The organism is Pseudomonas sp. p99-361 (assembly GCF_003935475.1).
In the GTDB taxonomy this organism is placed as follows: domain Bacteria; phylum Pseudomonadota; class Gammaproteobacteria; order Pseudomonadales; family Pseudomonadaceae; genus Aquipseudomonas; species Aquipseudomonas juntendi.
In genome coordinates, this window is record NZ_RHQO01000039.1 from 1 (window position 1) to 16,303 (window position 16,303).

The following is a 16,303-nucleotide window of genomic DNA, read 5'->3' on the forward strand; positions in this document are numbered from 1 at the left end:
TACTGGCCCGAAACAAACGTAGGAGCGAGCGCAGCTCGCGATGCGCCGCGCGGGCGGCGCTCGCTCTAACAGGCGCTTCATACCTTGTGGCAAACACCTGTCAGCCCTGATGCGATCCCCGTGGGAGCTGGCTTGCCGGCGATGAGGCCAGTCCAGGCAATACGAGACAGTTGCCCCACAAGGCCCCCACAGACGCTGAAAACCTGTGGGAGCGGGTTCACCCGCGAAGAGGCCAGCGCAGGCGACGCAGTTAACCTGTCTCTGTATACAACTGGCAAATTTGTCAGTTGCGCGCCAGCCCGTTTTGTCCGAGGTTGGTCCCAATCAATCACCTCCCGCACAAGCAGGCTGACCATGCAACAGAACAGGACGCGGCGTTTGTTCTACAACAATAGCCAACTATGTTTGGAAATCGGCACCGATCGCGCCGTCACAGTGTTTTCAATCTCAAACACTCCTCTAGCGCAACGCTCGGCCAAGACAGTCCTGCTGGCAGTAGACTCGCAGAGTTCCATAATCAACCATTCTCGGCGCGAAGGCGCTCACAACCTGGCCTACACCGCTTACGGATACAGCCCCACAGCGCTTGTGATGGGCTTCACCGGACAACGCTACGATAGCGTCACAAACTGCTACCTCCTTGGCAACGGCTATCGTGCCTTCAGTCCGAGACTGGCGCGATTTTATTCAGTGGACAGCCTCAGTCCGTTTACAAAGCACACACATAACGCCTATGCCTATTGTTTGGGCGACCCTGTGAATCATCACGACCCTTCAGGGCATATGTGGCGTCGCGCCAACAATATATGGAGTGGCGTAACGAGTAAGCTCAAAAAACCCAGAATCCTTTACATTAATAAAGCAAGGGAGGCAATTGCCAAGACCCCGGATCTCGAAAAGTATTCCGCTGTCATTGATAACCCGAACGTAACCAAAGAAACCCTCAAGACGATTCACAGGCTTTCGAAGGGTGACGCCACGCTTAAAGACCTCGAGAATACAGCAGTCCGTAACTGGCGTTTAAAGTATAAAAACATTGAAGGCCCCATCAATCAAGACTTTGACTATTCTAAATATCTGGACTACGACGAGCAACTTCCTTACATAGCGTTAAAGGCAAAAACCATCAAATATAGAAAGATGCTTGACAGCTTGACAGCACAGCAACCCACTACAATGAATTCGAGCAGTCAGGTGCCCTCTGAGCCATCAAGTCCAGCAGCTGCCACAGCCGCGGTACGTGGCAAATAGATACATTAACCTGAACGAGCACCCCTGCAGGGTTGGTTTGAAACAAGTAAGCGGCCTGAAACACTGACAGCCTTAGGGACGAGGGATTATCATGCTCTTTTATCTGTCCATTTGCCGCACCCCGGCCCTTCAGCTTGAAGCCTCCCATGCCCTTCGAACTCACCGTAGAACCCCTCACCCTGCTGATTCTGGCCCTGGTCGCCTTCGTCGCCGGTTTCATCGATGCCATCGCCGGCGGCGGCGGCCTGCTCACCACCCCGGCGCTGCTCACAGCCGGCATGCCGCCGCACCTGGTACTGGGTACCAACAAGCTCAGTTCCACCTTCGGCTCGGCCACCGCCAGCTTTACCTACTACAAGCGCAAGCTGTTCCACCCGGCGCAGTGGCGCCCGGCGCTGTTCGCCACGCTGGTGGGCGCGTTGATCGGGGCGATCGTGGCCTATTACATGCCAGCCGAATGGCTGAACAAGATGCTGCCGGTCATCGTCTTCGCCTGTGGCGTGTACCTGCTGTTCGGCGGCACGCCCAAGGCACCGCTGGACGCCGATGCCCCGATCAGGAAGAAATGGCAGGCGCCGCAGGGCTTTACCCTGGGTTTCTATGACGGCGTGGCCGGTCCGGGCACCGGGGCGTTCTGGACGGTCAGCACCCTGCTGCTGTACCCCATCGATCTGGTTCGCGCCAGCGGCGTGGCGCGCAGCATGAACTTCGTCAGCAACATCGCGGCGCTGACGGTGTTCATCATTTCCGGGCAGGTCGACTACATCGTCGGGCTGTGCATGGGTTTGTCGGTGATGGTCGGCGCCTTCTTTGGCGCACGCACGGCGATCAGCGGCGGCAGCAAGTTCATCCGCCCGGTGTTCATCACCGTGGTGCTGGCGTTGACCGTGCGCCTAGCGTGGCAGCACTGGTTCGGGCAGGCCTAAGCGGCGAGCGACATAGAGGTCGATCAGGTAGCGCGCAATAGAGCGCCCAGCCGGCAGCGGCGGCAAGTCGTGCACGCTGAACCACTGGGCGTCCTCGATCTCGTCCGGCTGCATGACGATCTCGCCACCCGCGTATTCGGCATGGAAGCCCAGCATCATCGAGTGCGGGAACGGCCAGCACTGGCTGCCGACGTACTGGATGTTCTGCACCTCTACCGCCACTTCTTCACGCACTTCGCGCACCAGGCAGTCCTCGGCCGACTCGCCCGGCTCGGCAAAGCCTGCCAGGGTGCTGTACACCCCCGTGACGAAGCGCGGCGAGCGTGCCAGCAGGATTTCGTCGCCACGGGTCACCAGCACGATCATGCTCGGCGAAATACGCGGGTAGCTGCGCAGGTCGCAAGGCTGACAGTACATCGCGCGCTCCCAGCGGATTTGTGTCATCGCCTGCCCGCAGCTGCCGCAGAATCGGTGCTCGCGAGCCCAGGTGCCGATCTGCGCGGCATAACCCAGAACCTTGTAGGTGTCGAAGTCACCCTCCAGCATGAACGCGCGCAGGCCGCGCCAGTTGCAACCGGGCACGTCGCTGGCAGCGCGCAGTTCCAGCAGGAACACAGGCTGGCCGTCGAAGTGGCCAATGCCGTGTTCGCACAGCACATCCAGGCCCTGGCGCTTGAGCCAGTCACGAGGGAACAGCGCGCCGTTGGCGTCGTGCAGAAACCCTTCCGGGCTGCGCGCCACGGCCAGCCCGCCGGTGATCTGAGGGTCGAGTACTGCGGTAGTCCAGCGTGCTGACATCTCGGGTTTCCTTTACTGCGCGTGCGCCGGCCCGATCAGTCGGCGAACGTCGGTTTCTGTTTGCTCATGTGCGCGGCCACAGCCACGCGCAGGTCTTCGGACTGCAGCATCGCGGCGTTCCACGTGGCGATGTAGTCCAGGCCATCGTCGATGCGGTGGTCGCGCATGTAGCTGAGCATTTCCTTGGTGCCCGCCACCGCGATCGGCGATTTTGCAGCAATCTGGCGGGCGATGGCAAAAACCCCGTCCAGCAGCGCGGCGTGGTCTTCATAGACCCGGTTCACCAGGCCGATGCGCAGCGCCTCGTCCGCCGCGACATTGCGCCCGGTGAACGCCAGCTCACGCATCATGCCGTCGCCGATGATACGTGGCAAACGTTGCAGCGTGCCGACATCAGCGGCCATGCCCATGTCGATTTCCTTGATCGAGAATTGCGCGTCACTGCTGCAGTAACGCATGTCACAGGCCGAGATCAGGTCGATGGCGCCACCGATGCAATAGCCCTGCACCGCGGCCAGCACCGGTTTGCGGCAGCTGTCCACGGCGGTGAACGAGGCTTGCAGGCGCTGTATGGTCTTGCGCAGGAAGCGCGCATTGCGGCCCACGTCCTTGCCCATCTCCCCGGCCAGCGAGGCCAGCATCATCAGGTCGATACCGGCCGAGAAGTGCTTGCCGGCACCGCTGATGACCACCGCACGCACGGCGTCGGTGTCGTCGATCCACTGGAAGATATCGACGATCTCTTCCCAGAAGGCCGCGTTCATCGCGTTGACCTTCTCCGGGCGGTTGATCTGAACGTGGGCGATGCTATCGGTCAGCTCGACCTTGAATGCGGTGTATTCGGTCACGAACGGAACTCCTAGGGTTGGATGGTTCACCATCGTGGATGGTAACCCAGCTGGAGCAGACAATGGTTTGCGCATACAACTTTTGCCCCGCCGCGGGATCGAACCCCAGGTAAGCACTCATCCGTTTCAAGGAGATCAACCATGGCGCTACGCACCACGCTGCTGCTTTCCTGCATGACCCTTGCCTTGCTCGGCTGCGCCGGCAACGACCACCCTGCACCGCCGCGCACCCAGCAGGTGGACCTGCAACGCTACCAGGGCACCTGGTACGAACTGGCGCGGCTGCCGATGTTCTTCCAGCGTAATTGCGTACAGTCCGAGGCTCATTATGGGCTACGCGCCGATGGCCGTATCGACGTGACCAACCGCTGCAAGGAAAAGGACGGTGAGGTGAACGAAGCCAAAGGCATTGCTGAAGCCCAGCAGCCGGGCAGGACTGACAAATTGTGGGTACGCTTCGACAACTGGTTCAGCCGCCTCGCCCCTGGCCTGACCAAGGGTGAGTACTGGGTGCTGTACCACGACAAGGATTACCGCGTGGCACTGGTCGGCCACCCCAACCGTGAGTACCTGTGGCTGCTGTCGCGCACCCCTGCGGTCACCGACCAGCAGCGCGAACAGTTGCTGAGCATTGCCCGCGAGCAAGGCTACGACACCAGCAAGCTGGTCTGGCGGCAGGCTGACTAGCGGGCAATCGACGGCCTGCGGCAATCCGGCTAAGGTGTGCGGCGTTGTTCGTCTCGAAGGAACGAGGCCCTGCGTATTGCGCGATTTTGCGCGACTGGACTGGCACAAGGAGCCGCAACATGGACCTGCTGTTTCTCGGTACCTCCGCCGGGGTGCCGACCAAAGCCCGCAACGTCAGCGCCACCGCCGTAGTCGAAGCCAGTGGTAGCCACTGGTACCTGGTCGACTGCGGCGAGGGCACCCAGCACCAACTGTTGCACACGCCGCTGTCGGTTCGCGACCTGCAGGCGGTCTTCATTACCCACGTTCATGGTGACCATTGTTTTGGCCTGCCCGGGCTGCTTGCCAGTGCCGGCATGAGTGGCCGTAACCAACCGCTGGATATTGTCTTGCCTGCCGCGCTGCATGGTTGGCTACGCCAAGGCCTGGCCGCCAGTGATACCTTCCTGCCGTTCGATCTGCGCCTGCTGGCCGTGGAGGATTGGCAGGGCTGGCGCAACCAGACCCTGCAGGTGACAGCGGTGCGCTTGTCGCACCGGGTGCCGAGCGTAGGTTTCGTGTTTACCGAACTCAACCCCGAACCCCGCCTGGACACCCTGCGCCTGGAGGCTGAGGGCGTACCGCGGGGCCCGATGTGGGGCGAGCTGGCCAAGGGGCGTACCGTGCAATTCGGCGAGCAGCTGTTGCATGGCAATGAATACCTGCGTGGCTCGCGCCCGCCCCGGCGAGTTATCGTGTGTGGTGACAATGACAACCCGCAATTGCTCGCCGACGCCGCCCGAGGCGCCGATGTGCTGGTGCATGAGGCAACCTTCACGCAGGCGGTGGTGGAGCGGACCGGGGTCACCTTTGGGCACAGCACTGCGGCGGCAGTGGCGCGCTTTGCCGAGGCGGCAGGCGTGCGCAACCTGGTGCTGACGCACTTCAGTGCCCGCTATCAGAGCGACCCAAGACGCAGCCCGAGCATCAACGACGTGCGTGATGAGGCACTGGCGCACTACCGCGGCCGGCTGGTGCTAGCCCAGGACCTGCAGCGCTATCACATCGGCCGTGACGGCTACCTGGAACCAGCCCTGTAGGAGATAACACAGCACTACGGGCTGCGCTGTCGCGCAGAGAACTCAATTCGTAAGCGCGACGCGGCCTGTGTGGGAGCGGGCGCGCCCGCGAAGAATCCAGCGCGGTGGCTGGCACCGGCTACGCCGGTGTTCGCGGGTGAGCCCGCTCCTACAAACGGACGGTGTGGCTCCGCCGATCTATGGCCAAACACGACCAGTGAAGGAGTGGCCCTTACGCCTGATCAGGCTGCCAGGCGGCCGCTGGCAATGGCCTGCGAAGCAGCCAGCATCGCCCGCAACAACACCGCGCAACCCGCCGCCAGGTCATCGGGTGCGGCGTTTTCGATTTCGTTGTGGCTGATGCCGTTCTCGCACGGTACGAAAATCATCCCCGCCGGCCCCAGCTCGGCAAGGAAGATCGCGTCATGCCCTGCCCCGCTGACGATGTCCATGTGCGGCAACCCCAGGGCCTTGGCCGAATCGCGCACGGCATCGACACAGCCCTTGTCAAAGTACAATGCCGGGAAGTCCGCGGTGGGCACCAGTTCGTGGCTCAGGCCATGCTTGGCGCAGGTCGCCTCGATGACCCCTCGTACCTCGGCGATCATCGCATCCAGTTGTTCGCCCTCAAGGTGGCGGAAGTCCAGGGTCATGCGCACTTCGCCAGGGATTACGTTGCGTGAGCCCGGGTAGGCCTGCAAGCAACCCACCGTGCCGCAGGCATGCGGCTGGTGGCCGAGGGCTGTGCGGTTGACCGCTTCGACCACCGCGGCGGCACCCACCAGGGCATCCTTGCGCAGGTGCATGGGGGTGGGGCCGGCATGGGCTTCGACGCCGCGCAGGGTCAGGTCGAACCACTTCTGGCCAAGGGCACCGAGGACTACCCCAATGGTCTTGGCCTGGTCCTCGAGTATCGGCCCTTGCTCGATATGCGCTTCGAAATATGCCCCCACCGGGTGCCCGAGCACCGCACGTGGGCCGGCGTAGCCAATGGCGTTCAACGCCTCGCCCACACTGGTGCCCTGGGCATCGCGTTTGGCCAGGGTTTCTTCCAGGGTGAACTTGCCGGCGAACACACCCGACCCCATCATGCAGGGGGCAAAGCGCGAACCTTCTTCGTTGGTCCACACCACCACCTCCAGCGGTGCTTCGGTTTCCACGCCCAGGTCGTTGAGGGTACGGAGCACTTCCAGCCCGGCCATCACGCCGAAACAGCCGTCGAACTTGCCGCCAGTGGGCTGGGTATCGATATGGCTGCCGGTCATCACCGGTGGCAGCTTGGGGTTACGCCCAGGGCGACGGGCGAAGATATTGCCCACGGCATCGACGCTGACCGTGCAACCGGCCGCCTCGCACCATTGCACGAACAAGTCGCGGGCCTGGCGGTCGAGGTCGGTCAGGGCCAGGCGGCAGACACCCCCCTTGGGCGTGGCGCCGAGGCGGGCCAGGTCCATCAGCGATTGCCAGAGGCGGGCACTGTCGATGTGGTGGGCGGTGGTCTTGAGGATGTCTTGGAAAGGGGTCACGGGTTTCTCCTTCAGGCTTTTTTGTTGTCTGTTCGGGCCTCTTCGCGGGCATGCCCGCTCCCACCAGATCGCCACAGGTTTTCCAGTACTGCGTAGTACCTGCAGGAGCGGGCATGCCCGCGAAGAAGCAGACACGGTCTCAGGGCAAGGGCTTGACCAGCCGCGCCGGGCTGCGCGCCGCCAAGCCAGCGAACACGTAGTACAACGCCGCCCCCAGCAGCGAGCCGGTGAACCAGCCATAGTCGTAGAACCAGCTGAAGCTGCTGTTGCCGATCGCCAGCACCGTCAACCCCACGGGCAGCACGAAGGCGGCGAAGCCAGCCCAGTTCCACGCCGGGTACACGTCGTCGCGGTACAGCCCGGCGAGGTCCAGCTTTTGCCGGCGGATCAGGAAGTAATCCACCACCATGATCCCGGCTATCGGCCCGAGCAAGCTGGAGTAGCCCAGCAACCAATTGGAGTACACGCTTTCCAGGCTCAGGTCGGACACGATCAAGCCCAGTTTCTTCAGCAACTCGTGGCCCATCAGCGCCAGGCCGATGAAGCCGGTCAGCCATACCGCACGGCTGCGCCCGATCAGGCGCGGGGCGATGTTCTGGAAGTCGTTGGTCGGCGACACGATGTTCGCCGCAGTGTTGGTCGACAGGGTGGCGATCACGATCAGCGCCATGGCCAGGGCGACCCAGAACGGGCTGTGGATCTTGCCGATCAGGCTGACCGGGTCGGACACCGTTTCGCCCACCAGCGACGCCGAGGCCGCAGTCAGCACCACACCCAAGGCCGCGAACAGGAACATGGTCAGCGGCAGGCCAAAGATTTGCCCGAGGATCTGGTCCTTCTGGCTGCGGGCATAGCGGCTGAAATCGGGAATGTTCAGCGACAGCGTGGCCCAGAAGCCGACCATGGCCGTGAGCCCAGCGCAGAAGTAGCTGACCACGCTGGCGCCTTCAGGGCGTTTGGGCGGTTGCGCCAGCAGTTCGGTCATCGACATGTGTGGCAAGGCCCACACCAGCAGGCCCAGCCCAACGGCCACCAGCAGCGGCGCCGAGAGCGTCTCCAGCCACTTGATCGACTCGGCGCCCCGCAGTACCACCCACAGGTTCAGGCACCAGAAGATCATGAACCCGGTCACCTCGCCGACACCGCCCAGGGCCTTCCAGCCGTCGAACACCGACCCCAGGAACAGGTGGATGGCCAGCCCGCCGAACAGGGTCTGGATCCCGAACCAGCCGCAGGCCACCACGGCGCGAATCAGGCACGGCACGTTGGAGCCCAGAATGCCGAACGACGAGCGCAGCAGCACCGGAAACGGGATACCGTACTTGGTGCCGGGGAACGCATTGAGGGTCAGCGGGATCAGCACGATGATGTTGGCCAGCAGGATCGCCAGCAACGCCTCGCCAACGCTCAGGCCAAAGTAGGCTGTGAGCACGCCGCCGAGGGTGTAGGTTGGCACGCAGATGGACATGCCTACCCACAGGGCCGTGATGTGCCATTTGTTCCAGGTGCGCTGGTGCACCTTGGTCGGGGCGATGTCGTGGTTGTAGCGCGGGCTGTCGAGAACATCACTGCCCTCGGCCAGCTCGAACAGGCCATCCTGCTCGACCACTTGCGATCTGCTCTGTTGCATGGGCCTTTCTCCAGACTTTTTCGAGTTGTCTGCTCATCGGGCTAATTCGATGGCCGGAGTACACACGCGTATGAGTGCCTTAGAAATCTCGACCAATTTTCTATCTTGTCAAGTTAGTCAAAAACCCTGGAGGCCCCGAATTCAGCGGGCTCTAAATATTTAATTCATTTAAATCAATGATTTAAAAACCACAAAATAAATAGGAATTTTCTTGCTGAATTCAGGATCAGCATCTAGCCTCGAATCTTGTCAGGTATGACAGGATTAACCCCTGCCCGCCCTGCTTCCGAAAATTCCAAGAACCGGCCAAGACCGGTCAGCCTGCGAGGAAAACGGCATGTCCCTGTTGATCCGTGGCGCCACCGTTGTTACCCACGAAGAGAGTTACCCCGCCGATGTGCTGTGTGCCGATGGCTTGATCCGTGCAGTCGGGCCTGGCCTGGAAGCGCCGACCGATTGCGAGATCCTCGACGGCAGCGGGCAATACCTGATGCCAGGCGGCATCGACCCGCACACCCATATGCAATTGCCGTTCATGGGCACCGTGGCCAGTGAAGACTTCTTCAGCGGTACCGCCGCCGGCCTGGCGGGCGGCACCACATCGATCATCGACTTCGTCATTCCCAACCCGCAGCAGTCACTGCTGGAGGCCTTTCACACCTGGCGCGGCTGGGCCCAGAAAAGTGCCAGCGACTATGGCTTCCACGTCGCCGTCACCTGGTGGAGCGAGCAGGTGGCCGAAGAGATGGGCGAACTGGTGGCCAAGCATGGGGTGAACAGCTTCAAGCACTTCATGGCCTACAAAAACGCCATCATGGCGGCCGACGACACCTTGGTGGCCAGCTTCGAGCGCTGCCTGCAGCTAGGTGCAGTGCCCACCGTGCATGCCGAAAATGGCGAGCTGGTGTTCCACCTGCAGAAAAAGCTGTTGGCACAGGGCCTGACCGGGCCGGAAGCACACCCCCTGTCACGCCCTTCGCAGGTTGAAGGCGAGGCGGCCAGCCGCGCCATCCGCATTGCCGAAACCCTCGGTACACCCCTGTACCTGGTGCACATTTCCAGCCGCGAGGCGCTGGATGAAATCGCCTATGCGCGGGCCAAGGGCCAACCGGTTTACGGCGAAGTGCTGCCTGGCCACTTGCTGCTGGACGACAGCGTCTACCGTGACCCGGACTGGGCCACAGCCGCCGGCTACGTCATGAGCCCGCCGTTCCGCCCGCGCGAGCACCAGGAGGCGCTGTGGCGCGGCCTGCAGGCGGGCAACCTGCACACCACAGCCACCGACCACTGCTGCTTCTGCGCCGAACAGAAAGCCATGGGCCGGGATGACTTCAGCCGCATCCCCAATGGCACCGCCGGCATCGAAGACCGCATGGCGGTGCTGTGGGATGCCGGGGTCAACAGCGGGCGCCTGTCGATGCACGAGTTCGTGGCACTGACCTCTACCAACACGGCGAAGATCTTCAACCTGTTCCCACGCAAGGGCGCCATCCGCGTAGGGGCAGATGCCGATCTGGTGCTATGGGACCCGCAAGGCACGCGCACCATCTCGGCCCAGACCCACCACCAACGGGTGGACTTCAACATCTTCGAAGGCCGCACTGTACGTGGCGTCCCCAGCCACACCATCAGCCAGGGCAAAGTGGTCTGGGCTGATGGCGACCTGCGCGCCGAGGCGGGCGCGGGGCGCTATGTGGAGCGGCCGGCGTATCCGTCGGTGTATGAGGTGCTGGAGCGTCGGGCCGACCAGCAGCGGCCGACGCCCGTTCAGCGCTGAAGCCATTGGGGCTGCTGCGCAGCCCATCACGACACAAGGCCGCTCCTGCAGGAATGCGCGGTCCCTTGTAGGAGCGGCCTTGCGTCGCGATGGGCCGCACAGCGGCCCCCGATCCCACCACAACAGCTGTCGCCTGAACCAAAAAAATAGAGAGGCTACAACCGTGATCGACGCCCTGAACCATTTGCCGCGCCCCCGGGCCGGCGCCGACCAATTGGCCGAGTGCTTCAGCGACCTGGCCCCACCCCTCACCGCACGCCAGGCCGCCGTGGAAAGCGCCCGCTGCCTGTATTGCTACGACGCGCCCTGCGTCAACGCGTGCCCCAGCGAAATCGACATCCCGTCATTCATCCACCGCATCAGCGACGAGAACCTGCAAGGCGCTGCCGAACGGATTCTGTCGGCCAACATTCTCGGCGGCAGCTGTGCCCGCGTCTGCCCGACCGAAATCCTGTGCCAGCAAGCGTGTGTGCGCAACAACGCGCAGGAATGCGCCCCGGTACTGATCGGCCAGTTGCAACGCTACGCCCTGGACAATGCCCAGTTCAGCGACCACCCGTTCCAGCGTTCACCGGCCACGGGCAAGCGCATTGCGGTGGTCGGCGCTGGCCCTGCGGGGCTGGCCTGCGCGCATCGGCTGGCCATGCATGGCCATGACGTGGTGGTGTTCGAAGCCTGTGACAAGCCGGGTGGCCTCAATGAATACGGCATCGCCCGCTACAAGCTGGTTGACGATTATGCCCAGCGGGAAGTGGCATTCCTGCTGGGTATCGGCGGTATCGAGCTGCGCCATGGCCAGCGCCTGGGGGGCAACCTCAGCCTGGGCGAACTGCGCGAACAATACGATGCGGTGTTCCTTGGCCTGGGCCTGAATGCCGTGCGCCAGCTGGGGCTGGCCGATGAAGAGGCCCCCGGCCTGCTCGCCGCCACCGCTTACATCCGCGAGTTGCGCCAGGCAGACGACCTCAGCCAACTGCCGCTGGCCGAACGCTGCCTGGTGATCGGTGCTGGCAACACCGCCATCGACATGGCGGTGCAAATGAGCCGCCTGGGTGCCCGCGACGTCAACCTGGTGTACCGCCGTGGCCACGCCGACATGGGGGCCACCGGGCACGAGCAGGACATCGCCAAGGCCAACCAGGTGCGCTTGCACACCTGGGCCCGCCCCGACAGCGTGCTGCTGGATGACACCGGCAACGTACGCGGCATGCGCTTTGCCCGTACCGAATTGGCCGACGGCCGCCTGCGCGACACCGGCGAAACCTTCGAACTGGCCGCCGACGCGATCTTCAAGGCCATCGGCCAGCGTTTCGACGACAGCAGCCTCGCCGACCCTGTGGCCGCACAACTGGCCCGCGACGGTGAGCGCATTCGCGTTGACGTGAACATGCAGACCAGCCTGCCAGGGGTATACGCCGGTGGCGACTGCACCGCGCTGGGCCAGGACCTCACCGTTCAGGCCGTACAACACGGCAAAGTGGCCGCCGAAGCCATCCATGCCCAACTCATGCTCAACGTGGAGGCAGCGTAATGGCCGATTTGTCTATCGTGTTCGCCGGGATCAAGGCCCCCAACCCGTTCTGGCTGGCGTCCGCGCCGCCCACCGACAAAGCCTACAACGTGGTCCGCGCCTTTGAAGCCGGCTGGGGTGGCGTGGTGTGGAAGACCCTTGGCGAAGACCCGGCCGCGGTCAACGTCTCGTCGCGCTACTCGGCCCATTACGGCGCCAACCGCCAGGTGCAGGGCATCAACAACATCGAACTGATCACCGACCGTTCACTGGAAATCAACCTGCGCGAAATCACCCAGGTGAAGAAGGACTGGCCCGACCGCGCGTTGATCGTGTCGCTGATGGTGCCGTGCGAGGAAGCGTCGTGGAAGTTCATCCTGCCGCTGGTGGAAGCCACCGGCGCCGATGGCATCGAGCTGAACTTCGGCTGCCCGCACGGCATGCCGGAGCGCGGCATGGGCGCGGCGGTCGGCCAGGTGCCGGAGTACGTGGAAATGGTCACCCGCTGGTGCAAGCAGCACTGCTCGCTGCCGGTGATCGTCAAGCTGACGCCGAACATCACCGACATCCGCCAATCGGCACGGGCTGCGCATCGCGGCGGGGCCGATGCAGTGTCGCTGATCAACACCATCAACTCGATCACCAGCGTCGACCTTGACCGCATGGTCGCCCACCCCATCGTCGGTGACCAGAGCACCCATGGCGGTTACTGCGGCTCGGCGGTGAAGCCGATCGCGCTGAACATGGTGGCGGAGATTGCCCGTGACCCGGCCACCCATGGCCTGCCGATTTGCGGCATCGGCGGCATCGGCAACTGGCGCGACGCGGCCGAATTCATGGCGCTGGGCAGCGGCGCGGTGCAGGTGTGCACGGCGGCCATGCTGCATGGCTTTCGCATCGTCGAAGACATGAAAGACGGCCTGGCCCGCTGGATGGACCAGCACGGCCACGCCAACATCGAGGCGTTCCGTGGCCAGGCGGTAGGGCGTACCACCGACTGGAAGTACCTGGACATCAACTACAAGTCGGTGGCGCATATCGACCAGCAGGCGTGCATCGGTTGCGGTCGCTGCCACATCGCCTGCGAGGACACCTCGCACCAGGCCATCGCCAGTACGCTGAAGGCAGACGGTACGCATGCCTACAGCGTGATCGAGGAAGAATGTGTGGGCTGCAACCTGTGCCAGATCACCTGCCCGGTGGAGAACTGCATCGACATGCAGGCGCAGGACACTGGCAAGCCTTACCTGAACTGGACCCAAGACCCGCGCAACCCCTACCGCGAAGCGAGCTGATGTAGACCGGCGCCTGCCGCACTGGCACGGCCTTTTTGTGGGCAGCAAAAAGACCGTGCGCGGCAGGCATGGCCGGTCACGGCTCCAGGCCAATCCCCCGCAGGATCACACTGGTCACCGTTTGCACCGCACTTTCGAACGCCAGGTCCGACAGTTCATCGCCGCCGTTGAGCAACTGCACCTGGTAACCGAAGTCGGCGTAATGCTGGGTCGAGGCCCAGATCATGTACAGCAGCGCCGAGGGCTCGACCGGCAGAATCCGCCCCTCCTCCACCCATCGGCGGATCTTCGCCTCCTTCAGCTTTGCCCACGGCACCAGGCTGTCATCCAGGTTGCCCCCCAGCACCGGTGCCCCATGCAGCATTTCCTCGGCCCAGATCTTCGAGCCTAGCGGCCGTGACCGCGAATGCCCCATTTTCGCGCGGATGTAGCTGGTCAGCACCACCCGTGGGTCGTCGAAATTCTCGAAACACAGCGCGTCCTGCTTCCACACATCCAGCAGGTCCTGCAGCACCGCACGGAACAGATCGTCCTTGGTGCTGAAGTAGTAATGCAGGTTGGAACGCGGCAGTTCGGCCTGCTCGGCGATATCGCCCATGGAGGTCGCGCCGTAGCCTTTTTCGGCGAACACCTTTTCCGCCGCGTGCAGGATCTTGCCAACGTTGCGCCGGCGAATTTCGATCTTGTGATTGGCCATCAGGCTTGAGCCGTCCACACCGCCAGTTCATAACCGTCCGGGTCAATGAAATGGAAACGCCGCCCACCGGGGAAGGCAAAGGTCGCGCGGCTGATACTGCCCCCCGCCGCGGTCACGCGCTGCTGCGTGGCTTGCAGGTCATCGGCGTAAAGGATGATCAGCGGCCCCCCAGGGCGCACCGGCTCCCCCGTGGTAAAGCCGCCCGTCAGGCGGCCGTCGCTGAATTCGCTGTAGGTTGGCCCGTAGTCGGTAAAGCGCCAGCCGAAAACATGCCCATAGAACGCCTTGCTGCGTGCGATATCGCTGACATTGAACTCGATGTTGTCGATCTGCCGATCCGAACCGCGGATACCCATGGACGCTCCTTGCCGAATGAGATTTGACCTAGTCTACCCCGCTCGCTTGCCGGAGCGTGCACAAATTCGGTGCAGCCGGCTCAACCGCAACTGGCCCGGTCGCGGGCCGGGCAGCGGGCCTGCTGGAGGTTCAGGGCGGTGTTGATGATGCCGATATGGCTGAACGCCTGCGGGTAGTTGCCAAGCATGCGCTGGCAGGCCGGGTCGTATTGCTCTGCCAGCAGGCCCACGTCGTTGCACAGGCCGGTCAAACGCTCGTACAACGCCTGCGCTTGCGCTATCCGGCCCAGCAGGATGTAGACGTCGGCCAGCCAGAACGAGCACACCAGGAACGTACCTTCGCCCGGGGCCAGGCCATCCCCGGCACTGTCACTGTCGTAGCGCATCAGCAACCCGTTTTTCAGCAAGCGTTGCTCGATCTGTTCCAGCGTGCGCAGAAAGCGCGGGTCATCGGCAGGCAGGAAGCCGGTCAGGGCGATCTGCAGCAGGCTGGCGTCCATCTCGTGCGAACCATAGGCCTGAACGAAGAAACTGCCGCTGCTGTCGAGCCCTTGCTCACACACTTCACGGCGGATCTGGTCGGCCACCTGGCGGTAATGCTGGCCATGCTCACGGCCTTCTTCGGTGGTGTCTGCCAAGCCGGCAGCGCGGTCGAACGCCACCCAGGCCATCACCTTGGAGTGCACGAACTGCTGGCGGCCGCCGCGCACCTCCCAGATACCTTCGTCCGGCTCGCGCCAGATACGCTCCACATAGGGCAGGATCAGCCGAGAGATGGCGGCGCTACGCGGATGGCGCGGCAAGCCGCCCTTGATTGCCTGGCTCATGGCATCGGCCAGTTCGCCATAGATATCCAGCTGCGCCTGGGCCGACGCGGCATTGCCCACCCGCACCGGTTGCGAGTGCTCGTACCCCGGCAACCAGGGCAAGGTGTATTCCTGCAGGTCGCGCTCGCCACCCAGGCCGTACATGATCTGCATCTGTTCGGGGTTGCCGGCCACCGAGCGCAGCAGCCATTCGCGCCAGGCCTGGGCCTCGTCGAAATAGCCCAGGTTCATGAATGCCAGCAAGGTCATGGTGGCGTCACGCAGCCAGCAGAAACGGTAATCCCAGTTGCGCTCGCCGCCGAGTTGTTCCGGCAACGACGTGGTGACGGCCGCAACGATGCCGCCAGTGGGGGCATACGTCATGGCTTTCAGGGTGAGTAACGAGCGACGGACCAGTGCGCTGTAGGGGCCTACCTGAGGGCAGCGGTCGGCGAACGCCTGCCAGTGCTCGCAGGTATGGGCCAGGGCCGCGTCGGCATCGCAGCCGGGCTGCACCGGCAGGTGCGAGGGCTGGTGGCGCAGGCTGAACACCTGGCGCTGGCCGGCCGCCACGCGAAAGCGCGCGCCGGTGTGGTGGTCGCGGGCATGGGGCGGTACGGTGCTGCACAGGATCAGGCGGTCGGGGCCGGCCACCGCGCTGAGGGTGAGCGGGTCCAGGCGTTCGACCCATGGCACGCTGCGCCCGTAGTCGAAGCGCATGACCAGGTCCATTTCGAAATTGGTTTCGCCCGAGAGGCCTTCGACGATGCGCACCACGGCGTTCACGTCACCCAGCGGCATGAAATCGAGAACGCGGGCACGGCCAGTGGCGGTGACCCACGTGGTTTCCAGCACCAGGGTATCGTTCAGGTACTGCCGGCTGCAGTGCTCGACCGGGTCGCAAGGGGCCAGGCGCCAGCGGCCGTTTTCTTCGTTGCCCAGCAAGGCGGCGAACACCGCCGGGGCGTCGAAGCGTGGCAGGCATAGCCAGTCGAGCGAGCCATCCCGGCTGACCAGGGCGGCGCTGCGGCAATTGCCCAACAGGGCGTAATCTTCTATGTGGGCGGGCATCGCGTTTCCTTAAAGTGGTTGCCTGTGCTGGCCCTTTCGCTTGTCAACCCGCCCCACAGGGCCGCGC

The 16,303-nt window shown here is 63.5% G+C and carries 14 protein-coding genes; 7 read left to right on the forward strand and 7 right to left on the reverse strand.

The genetic code is table 11. The features are described 5' to 3' along the window. The first annotated feature begins 378 nt into the window (after positions 1-378). Together EGJ22_RS17120 and EGJ22_RS17125 are read left to right on the forward strand one after the other, a co-directional pair. Entirely contained in the window at positions 379-1,251 is an 873-nt protein-coding gene (locus EGJ22_RS17120; RefSeq protein ID WP_223809653.1) for an RHS repeat-associated core domain-containing protein, read from the forward strand. A gap of 146 nt (positions 1,252-1,397) precedes the next feature. Continuing rightward, complete coding sequence (locus EGJ22_RS17125) at positions 1,398-2,177, forward strand: TSUP family transporter (RefSeq protein WP_029887466.1); 780 nt, start codon at positions 1,398-1,400, stop codon at positions 2,175-2,177. Here EGJ22_RS17125 and nudC read toward each other — a convergent pair. Together nudC and EGJ22_RS17135 are read right to left on the reverse strand one after the other, a co-directional pair. Next, positions 2,145-2,975, reverse strand: coding sequence for an NAD(+) diphosphatase (gene nudC / locus EGJ22_RS17130; RefSeq protein WP_029887467.1), 831 nt, complete (start codon positions 2,973-2,975; stop codon positions 2,145-2,147). The two genes, EGJ22_RS17125 and nudC, sit on opposite strands and share 33 nt — an antisense overlap. A gap of 35 nt (positions 2,976-3,010) precedes the next feature. Beyond that, on the reverse strand, positions 3,011-3,823 hold the full coding sequence (locus tag EGJ22_RS17135; RefSeq protein ID WP_064314612.1) for a crotonase/enoyl-CoA hydratase family protein: 813 nt from the start codon (positions 3,821-3,823) through the stop codon (positions 3,011-3,013). 141 nt (positions 3,824-3,964) lie between these two features. Here EGJ22_RS17135 and EGJ22_RS17140 point away from each other — a divergent pair, with 141 nt between their 5' ends. Together EGJ22_RS17140 and EGJ22_RS17145 are read left to right on the forward strand one after the other, a co-directional pair. Further along, positions 3,965-4,510 (forward strand): lipocalin family protein, encoded by a 546-nt coding sequence (locus EGJ22_RS17140; protein WP_009683136.1) that lies wholly within the window; start codon positions 3,965-3,967, stop codon positions 4,508-4,510. A 119-nt stretch (positions 4,511-4,629) separates the two neighbouring features. Then, the gene (locus EGJ22_RS17145) at positions 4,630-5,589 is read left to right on the forward strand and encodes a ribonuclease Z (RefSeq protein ID WP_029887469.1); all 960 of its coding nucleotides are present in this window, start codon (positions 4,630-4,632) and stop codon (positions 5,587-5,589) included. 221 nt (positions 5,590-5,810) lie between these two features. Here the strand turns inward: EGJ22_RS17145 and EGJ22_RS17150 are convergent, their stop codons facing one another. Both EGJ22_RS17150 and EGJ22_RS17155 read right to left on the reverse strand, forming a co-directional pair. Then, positions 5,811-7,094, reverse strand: a complete 1,284-nt coding sequence (locus EGJ22_RS17150; protein WP_029887470.1) for a Zn-dependent hydrolase — start codon at positions 7,092-7,094, stop codon at positions 5,811-5,813. A gap of 139 nt (positions 7,095-7,233) precedes the next feature. Then, positions 7,234-8,724: an NCS1 family nucleobase:cation symporter-1 gene (locus EGJ22_RS17155; protein ID WP_029887471.1), complete on the reverse strand. Its 1,491-nt coding sequence runs from the start codon at positions 8,722-8,724 to the stop codon at positions 7,234-7,236. Between the two features lie 337 nt (positions 8,725-9,061). On the opposite strand from EGJ22_RS17155, the gene hydA reads away from it, so the two are divergent. The 3 genes from hydA (at position 9,062) to preA (ending at position 13,306) form a co-directional block, all read left to right on the forward strand. Further along, on the forward strand, positions 9,062-10,501 hold the full coding sequence (hydA, locus tag EGJ22_RS17160) for a dihydropyrimidinase (RefSeq protein ID WP_009683141.1): 1,440 nt from the start codon (positions 9,062-9,064) through the stop codon (positions 10,499-10,501). Between the two features lie 163 nt (positions 10,502-10,664). Then, positions 10,665-12,032, forward strand: a complete 1,368-nt coding sequence (locus tag EGJ22_RS17165; protein ID WP_009683142.1) for an NAD(P)-dependent oxidoreductase — start codon at positions 10,665-10,667, stop codon at positions 12,030-12,032. Continuing rightward, positions 12,032-13,306, forward strand: a complete 1,275-nt coding sequence (gene preA / locus EGJ22_RS17170; RefSeq protein ID WP_029887472.1) for an NAD-dependent dihydropyrimidine dehydrogenase subunit PreA — start codon at positions 12,032-12,034, stop codon at positions 13,304-13,306. The genes EGJ22_RS17165 and preA overlap by 1 nt, the downstream gene beginning before the upstream one ends. A 76-nt stretch (positions 13,307-13,382) precedes the next feature. Here preA and EGJ22_RS17175 read toward each other — a convergent pair whose 3' ends face one another. The 3 genes from EGJ22_RS17175 to EGJ22_RS17185 all read right to left on the reverse strand — a co-directional run bounded on the left by EGJ22_RS17175 (position 13,383) and on the right by EGJ22_RS17185 (position 16,236). After that, the gene (locus tag EGJ22_RS17175) at positions 13,383-14,003 is read right to left on the reverse strand and encodes a TetR/AcrR family transcriptional regulator (RefSeq protein ID WP_009683144.1); all 621 of its coding nucleotides are present in this window, start codon (positions 14,001-14,003) and stop codon (positions 13,383-13,385) included. After that, the gene (locus EGJ22_RS17180; RefSeq protein ID WP_029887473.1) at positions 14,003-14,359 is read right to left on the reverse strand and encodes a VOC family protein; all 357 of its coding nucleotides are present in this window, start codon (positions 14,357-14,359) and stop codon (positions 14,003-14,005) included. The genes EGJ22_RS17175 and EGJ22_RS17180 overlap by 1 nt, the downstream gene beginning before the upstream one ends. Before the next feature lie 80 nt (positions 14,360-14,439). Then, a complete protein-coding gene (locus EGJ22_RS17185; RefSeq protein ID WP_029887474.1) occupies positions 14,440-16,236 on the reverse strand; it encodes a glycoside hydrolase family 15 protein in 1,797 nt (598 codons plus the stop codon). Positions 16,237-16,303: the final 67 nt, after the last annotated feature.